This window comes from Mesorhizobium sp. M0522, from assembly GCF_040321085.1.
GTDB lineage: Bacteria > Pseudomonadota > Alphaproteobacteria > Rhizobiales > Rhizobiaceae > Mesorhizobium.
Map to the genome: position 1 here is coordinate 1 of NZ_JAMYQW010000082.1, position 6,795 is coordinate 6,795.

The 6,795-nt window shown below is 55.9% G+C and carries 7 protein-coding genes and 1 pseudogene; 2 read left to right on the plus strand and 6 right to left on the minus strand.

All coding sequences use genetic code 11. The features are described 5' to 3' along the window. The coding region (locus NKI58_RS35180; RefSeq protein ID WP_352854493.1) for a hypothetical protein at positions 1–252 on the plus strand (252 nt) is incomplete at its 5' end. Between the two features lie 77 nt (positions 253–329). Beyond that, positions 330–575 carry a LuxR C-terminal-related transcriptional regulator gene (locus NKI58_RS35185; RefSeq protein ID WP_502898858.1) on the plus strand — a complete coding sequence of 82 codons (246 nt, stop codon included), beginning with the start codon at positions 330–332 and terminating at the stop codon, positions 573–575. Between the two features lie 82 nt (positions 576–657). Here NKI58_RS35185 and NKI58_RS35190 read toward each other — a convergent pair whose 3' ends face one another. The 6 genes and pseudogenes from NKI58_RS35190 to NKI58_RS35215 form a co-directional block, all read right to left on the minus strand. Continuing rightward, complete coding sequence (locus NKI58_RS35190; protein ID WP_352854496.1) at positions 658–2,022, minus strand: hypothetical protein; 1,365 nt, start codon at positions 2,020–2,022, stop codon at positions 658–660. A gap of 376 nt (positions 2,023–2,398) precedes the next feature. Next, positions 2,399–3,299 (minus strand): annotated as a pseudogene (locus tag NKI58_RS35195) (IS3 family transposase); the annotation flags it as partial. Between the two features lie 127 nt (positions 3,300–3,426). Beyond that, the gene (locus NKI58_RS35200) at positions 3,427–4,593 is read right to left on the minus strand and encodes an amino acid kinase family protein (protein ID WP_352854498.1); all 1,167 of its coding nucleotides are present in this window, start codon (positions 4,591–4,593) and stop codon (positions 3,427–3,429) included. Next, the gene (locus NKI58_RS35205) at positions 4,590–5,621 is read right to left on the minus strand and encodes an aspartate-semialdehyde dehydrogenase (RefSeq protein ID WP_352854500.1); all 1,032 of its coding nucleotides are present in this window, start codon (positions 5,619–5,621) and stop codon (positions 4,590–4,592) included. The genes NKI58_RS35200 and NKI58_RS35205 overlap by 4 nt, the downstream gene beginning before the upstream one ends. A 7-nt stretch (positions 5,622–5,628) precedes the next feature. Further along, positions 5,629–6,096, minus strand: a complete 468-nt coding sequence (locus tag NKI58_RS35210) for a cobalamin-dependent protein (RefSeq protein ID WP_352854502.1) — start codon at positions 6,094–6,096, stop codon at positions 5,629–5,631. Between the two features lie 400 nt (positions 6,097–6,496). Continuing rightward, positions 6,497–6,795 (minus strand): hypothetical protein (locus tag NKI58_RS35215; RefSeq protein ID WP_352854505.1); only part of this gene is annotated, 299 nt, incomplete at its 5' end.

A 6,795-nucleotide genomic window follows, 5' to 3' on the forward strand; every position in this document is an offset into this window, starting at 1 on the left:
ATCTTCCCGAACCTGGCGAAGAACGTGACACCCGACGGCCCGAACCAGCTCTGGGTGAGCGACATAACATACGTGACGATTGCGGAGCTAACTTCAAACCGGATTAAGCCGAAGGGGCAACGTCAGTGCGCCCGGCCGGATCTCGAGCAAGATAATCATGTCCTGAACCGGCCAATTGCTACACACTTTCTGTGCTTTGCGGGAAAATGTGGATCTCTCCCGGTCCGTAGGTTTGAGGAATTTTATTTGTAAATCAGCTCCTTCGACGGACGTTCTCTCGCTTGGCACATCTCCTGCGTTGACAAGGTATTGAAATGAAGGAGCCCAAAATGTCACCTATCGCGAAGTTCACCAACTCGAGCGCCATTGAGGAGTCCGCCGAACTGTCTCTTAGAGAAAAAGAGTGCATCCTGTGGACCGCAAAAGGAAAATCCTCGTGGGAAATCGGGATTATTCTAGGAATATCTAAAAACACTGTCGATTTCCATATAAAAAACGTTATGCGAAAATTGGATGCAACAAGTAGAACGGTCGCTGCTGTAAAGGCAGTGCACGACAGAAAGATCGAGTTGTAGAGGCCGCATTTCAAAAAATTCAAAGCGGAAATAATGAGCCGTCTGCGAATCTGCGAATATTGACGGTGGACAGCGATGCACTTTAAAGCAGATAGACGTCCGATTGATCTGCAAAGAAGTGTACATCGCGGGCGATCTGCCGGAGTTTTTCTTTCGGGGCCGTCGTCTCTCTCAACGACTCGCGATTGCGTCGCCGGGTGGTCTCCGAGAATGGAAGCCCGGCACAGGACAGGTAGCGAATGGCCCCCTGTGGGTCACGAACTGGGATGACGTCTCCCAGCGTGAAAATACTGGGACTGAAGGGAACATCGAGCCTTCCTGCTTTGAATGCCTCTACTATGGCCTTGTGAAAATCCCCGACCCCGACGATCGGATCAATCAGCTCAACAACCTCGCGCTCGATCCAACGCATTTCTTCTGCAATTGCGGCTTCGTCAAGTTCGATGAAATCGAATATTCTCGCCAGAGCGCATCTCGTCAACCGGATGCCGTCGACGTTAGCCTCCACCGTTGGGATACCGAGCGCCTCTTCGTAGGTCTTTGTGACAACCTTTGCGGCGCCTCCAAGCTTCGCGACCAACCCTCCGAGCAGGATAAGTGCGCTCGCCTTTGCCTTATCTCGGGGAAACGGTCCCATGTATTGATGCAGGACGGGATACACGCTCGGTCCGAGAGGCAAATACCGCCGTGCGAGAGACTCAATTGATCGCAAGGCGGCAATATCCTGAAGGCTATTGCCGCCTTGCGGGTAAGCTATCAACAGGCACCTTACTCCGTCGCGCGCGGCGCTAATTGCTTCAAGAAAGGTGATCGCCAAGGAGGTTGAAGGAGGGATCAGAACTGCTGTGAGGGTGCCGAACATCTCACGCGACACAATGATACCCTGATCGGCGAGCTCTCCGCAAATGTGGTCAATTCTTCGCCACGAGGCGATTGATTCTTCAAGCGGAACTTTCTTGGCGTAGGGCAGGTTGTAGGCGATGCCCCCGCCCTCGAAAGATGTAATTCCAGAAGCAATGGCAGTTTCGAAGAGATGGTCGGCAATTGGTGAGCCGTGGCGGATGTCGAGAGGCTGCTTCGTTCGCTCGTTGAGATCGCGACCTCTGCGCCAGCCGTGGGACACCAATGGGTATCCGTTCAGGGCTGCTGGGTTCGTGTGAAGTATTCTGCTGGCGTGATCAAATCTCCCAAGCCGGGAATAGGAATCTATAGTAAGAGTCAAAATGTCCGGATTGGCCTCAGCTTCGATTCTAGATAGAAGCTCCAGCATCTCGTCGTGGCCGCCTACGCCTGACCGAGGCTGAACGGCGACCGTCCCTCTCCCTTTCGCCTCTGCAAGTAGTTGCGCGACGCAGGGTTTGTTCAGGCTTTTTATGAAATGGCATGTGTCTGCCAGAGTGGGAAGTTCTTGCTTTTGGGCCATGAGGTGAACTGTCTTCCAGGCCATGAGGTGGTGAACTGTCTTCGCTCCTGTTATTTGACAGTAATTAAGAAGCTGTTGCAGCGATACTACCATCCTAGGTAGGTGACGAGCCGGAGGTTGTTGTTTAAAACATTTGGAACCGCTGCCGGAGACTGAGTAGGCGTGGATTCGTGACGACAGGTCTGTGCGCAAATGCTGCTGAACATCGTCTGATTAAGGAAAAGTCATGCTTCAAAACGCGGCACCACCTTCGACTACAACATCCCGGCCAAGCGCGCCGAAGAACGATCCCGCGTCGAGAAGGCGGAAGCTGCCTATGGAGCAGCGACTTCCCGATGGCGAACGAGGCCGGAAAGGCAGAAGGCTGTGGAAAAAGCCGCCGAATGAGAAGAAGGGGCTATTCTACAAAATCCGTCTGCATCGGCTTGCCTGGCGCGATGTAGTGCCATTCGATCCCGTGATCCTTCGACCATGCGAGGATGGCGTTCGAGGTGAACTCGGTGCCATGGTCGGAGACGATCATGCCCGGCTTGCCGCGGTGAGCGATCAATTCCGTCAGTTCACGGGCAACCCGACGGCCGGAGATCGAGGTGTCCGGGATCGCGGCCAAATCTTCGCGCGTCACGTCGTCGACGATGTTGAGCACGCGGAAGCGCCGGCCGCAGGCGGACTGGTCATGCACGAAATCCAGCGTCCAGCGCGCATTCGGCTTTGCCTCGACCAGGATCGGCCCGCGTGCCGATGGCTCGTCGTCGCGCCCGACGCTTGCGCACCGTCAGTCCTTCCTCGCGGTAAAGACGATAGATACGGTTGATCCCCGATACCTCGCCCTGGCGCCTGAGCAGAATGAACAGCCGCCGATAGCCGAAGCGCCGGCGCTCGTTCGCGAGGTCACGCAGCCGATCACGCAGCTCCGTCTCTGGCGCTCGGCGAGACTGGTAGCGGATCATCTTACGATCGGCGTCGACGAAGGAACAGGCCCGACGCTCCGATAGGCCCATGACGGCCCGCCGATGCGCTACGGCTTCGCGCTTGGCGGCGGGCCCTACCACTTTTTTTGATAGAAGCTCGCGCAATGCCGAGGCTTCGAGCATCTGGTCTGCGAGCAGCTTCTTCAGCTTGGCGTTCTCGTCTTCCAAGGCCTTCAGCCGCTTGGCGTCGGATACGTCCATCCCGCCATACTTGGCCTTCCAGTTATACAGCGTCGCCTCGGAGATCCCATGCTTGCGGGCAAGATCGCCCGCCTTCGCACCTCCGCTCCCGGCATCGCAATGTGCCAAAGTGTGGCTGTCGAAAGTCACATGAGGGAGAACCGTCCATGGAGAAGGTTAGCACCTGCGAGAAGGTCGATCGGGACGCTGGTTTTGCTGGTCTGCCACGGCTCGAGTCCGAATAGGAATTGAGCGGAATGACGACACCCCGAAGGCATTACTGCGGATTTTTCGGCGCATTATCTTCACGAACCAGCAGAGAACTATAAGCCGAGCGCTGTTTAGCCGTTCTCGGTCCAGATAGTTCGTCAACCGCTCCGGGATACATTCGTTTGTGGATCTGACGCGCCAGGGAAATGGCGCGTTCATAGTCGCTGTCCAAGTGGACGCGCAACACGGAAGAATCAATCTCTGTCACGGAAGTTCGTGATCCGATGGAGATTGAGCGGGTGCCCGTCAGCGCGACAAGGCGCATGGCAAAATCAATGTCGCCCATAATGCATATGCCCGGCCCGTCGTTGACCTCCGTGCAGATCGTACTGATGTCATGTCGATCAAGAAGTGCCTGGAGGTTGTCGCGTTCCGCGAAGCTGCCGCATGCTATCACTGCCGCGTCGCGAGCCACCGTCACGGAACGGGCGTTCCCATGGCCTGTTACAATCGTGCCCGTGACAGCTCCGTCGCCGGTGAGTGATTTACAAACAATTGTGACCGCGTGTTTTTCAGCGTAATTCACCGCCCTGTGGTGGAGCACCTTTGCGCCATGTCGCGACATTTGTGAGATTGCGCCATAGCCAATCTCCGGAATCAGTTGTGCTCCTGGGACGAGATAAGGGTCTGCCGTATAGACGCCAGAAACATCTGAGTATATTTCGCAATACTTCTCTCCAAGCATTGACGCAATAACTATAGTTGTCAGATCAGAGCTATTTCTGCCGAGCATCGTTAACCTGCCAAAGCTATCAATTGCCTGGCCGCCTGCCACGACAACAACGTCATGTTCCTGCAACGCTGCAAGAATTGGCTTTGGATCTGTAGTATCTAGTGACGCGCGACCGAAGTCTGAGTTGGTGCGTATCCCAAGGGAATAGCCGTTCAATGATAGTACCGGAATTCCTAGCCGACTGACGGCTGCCTCCAAAAGGCAGGTACTGAGCATCTCTCCGGTTGCGAGTGCTGCGTCGAGGCTCGACGGTGACGCTTGCTTGTTGACGTCGAGCATGACCGCTCTCAGGTTGCCGGTTGTTCCCGACATCGCGCTGACCACGGCAACGATCTTCTTTGCACCTGCCGCCAGCCGGTCGGCTATATGCCCAGCAACTCGACTATAGTCCTGACGATCCAAAAAATTTGAGCCCCCGAATTTCAGAACGGACGCGTTCATGTTCCACCGATCGTATTGTTGGCAATTGCAAGCTGTGCGATGAGAAGCGCGTTGAGCGCGGCGCCAACCTGGAGATTGTTTGCGACCACCCAGAGCCAGAGCGCGCGCGGGTTCTCGGGATTTACTCTAACCCGCCCGACGTGAACCATAGCAGGGTCTTTCAGAAATCGCGGCGTTGGATATCCCTCGCGAATTCCGTCGGCATAAAGCCGAACACCTGGCTCTTCCACGAGTAACTTATGGATCCGTTCGAGGCAAACCGGTTCTTCGAACTCAAGGTACACCGCCTCGGAATGGCCGTTCACTACCGGAACTCGAACGCAAGTGGCTGCCAGCCGTAGATGAGGCACGCCAAAGATCTTTCGAGACTCCTGAATGAGCTTGCGCTCTTCAAGGGTCACGCCTTCTGGCGCGATCTCTCCAACCTGGGGTATCACATTGAAGGCAAGCGGGAGAGGGAAGCGCTCCGCGCGGGGTTCTGCGCGCCCATCCAGGGCGGTCCTGGTGCCGTTCAATAGCTCGTCAATTCCCACCAGGCCGCCCCCCGAAGCGGCCTGGTAGGTGGTCAGAATGATCTGATGAACTTCAAATGCGGTTACCAGTGGTCTCAGGGCCCGGACCAATTGAATCGTGGAGCAATTCGGGTTTGCGACGATGCCCGACCGTGGGCGAATGGCGAGCGTACTCGGGTTAACTTGCGGTACGACGAGCGGCACATCGGGGTTCATTCGAAAAGCGTTCGAGTTGTCAATCACCAAGGCGCCTTGTGCTGCAAACCGAGGCGCCCATTCAGCGCTTACAGCGCTGCCTGCGGAAAAGAAGGCGATGTCGGCTTTGGTATCGTTGATATCCTCGAGTGGTTTTACGATGCAGATTTCATCTCGAAACTTCGACTGGCGACCCGTCGAATTGTGGGACGCCAGCAATCGCAACCGAGAGACTGGAATTTGGCTTGATTCCAACAAACTTATTAGTTCAGCGCCGACGGCTCCGGTGGCGCCAATGATCGAAAGGTCGAAGGCTCTCATGGGATCCTCATTCGGGAGATGGGACAACAGTGTTCCGTCGGGGGAGCTGGTGCAAGAGCAAAGGCAATGCCGCAGCGTCATCAAGCACGTAATCAACGCCAAGCGAGAGCAATTCCTCTTTCGTTTTGGCCGCTTGATCTCGGGTTACGCCAAGATTTCCGCCTACTATGATGGGACAAGAAATAAGAAGGTCCTTCTTTGCATCGCTTATTGACTTCAAATCTTCATAGGCGTGGCCATTTAGGCTGCCAATAACCATTGCATCGGCGTATGGATGTGACTGGAACGCATCCACGAACTCTTCGACGGGAGTGCATGCGCCGAGGTTGATCACACTAAATCCGGAGAGGCTAAGCTCATATTCGATGAGCTTATTCGCAACCACATGAGCATCACTCTCCGCGACGCCGAGAATGATGACACGATCTCCAGGGGACGGTTCGGTGGCAAATCGCGGCGTAGCGGAAATGTTCACTGCTTCCTCCTATTGAGATCGCATCAAGCTCCGGCTGGGATTTGACCGCCGATGACCGCCCACAAACTATACCGGGATGGAATTCTGAAAAACTACCGGGATCAGTAGGTGGGCAGAGCTGGGTGCTCTCGCTGTGCCGTACGCTGAAAAACGTCCAGTATACCGTCCGGATGGAGAAGGCGTTGAAGTGCCCGATCCGCGGACCTCTGGGGCGGGCCTCTTTAGTCAGAAGCTCGGCCGCCTCCGATCCCTTTGTCCCCACCACGCAACAAGATCTGTCTGTTGCTGTTGCTGTTGCTGTTGCAGTTGTGGGCATGTGGGCAACGTGTGAGCGTTGTCCAAGTTTCGCCCGTGGAGAAGCGTCATGTCCACAGCCCAGTCATCAAGGGCGCCGGTCACATCATGGCGCCAAACCGCCATTGGCATGCGGTTGCCAAGGCCTGGTGAGGATGTCAACTGTTGCAAAAAAGGACAGCCATCCCGCCCTGGCCTTGCCGTCGGAGTAGCCGTTTTCGTATTTGAGCGAGCGTCGCAGTTGTTCCATGAACACATTGTCCACACAACCCCGCACCCGTCCATCGATATCCGGTGCCCGCAGGGGGCGAGCCGCCCGGTCGACATGCCGATCATCCCGGTGATCCACCTCACGACACCGCATCTGCGCACGTCTGGCTTCGAGGGCGAGACCGAGGGTGAGTT

Excerpts from the sequence above, each read along its gene's own strand:
- NKI58_RS35185 (WP_502898858.1), top strand. The coding sequence starts at position 330 with ATGTCACCTATCGCGAAGTTCACCAACTCGAGCGCCATTGAGGAGTCC.
- NKI58_RS35190 (WP_352854496.1), bottom strand. The coding sequence starts at position 2,022 with ATGGCCTGGAAGACAGTTCACCTCATGGCCCAAAAGCAAGAACTTCCC.
- NKI58_RS35200 (WP_352854498.1), bottom strand. The coding sequence starts at position 4,593 with ATGAACGCGTCCGTTCTGAAATTCGGGGGCTCAAATTTTTTGGATCGT.
- NKI58_RS35205 (WP_352854500.1), bottom strand. The coding sequence starts at position 5,621 with ATGAGAGCCTTCGACCTTTCGATCATTGGCGCCACCGGAGCCGTCGGC.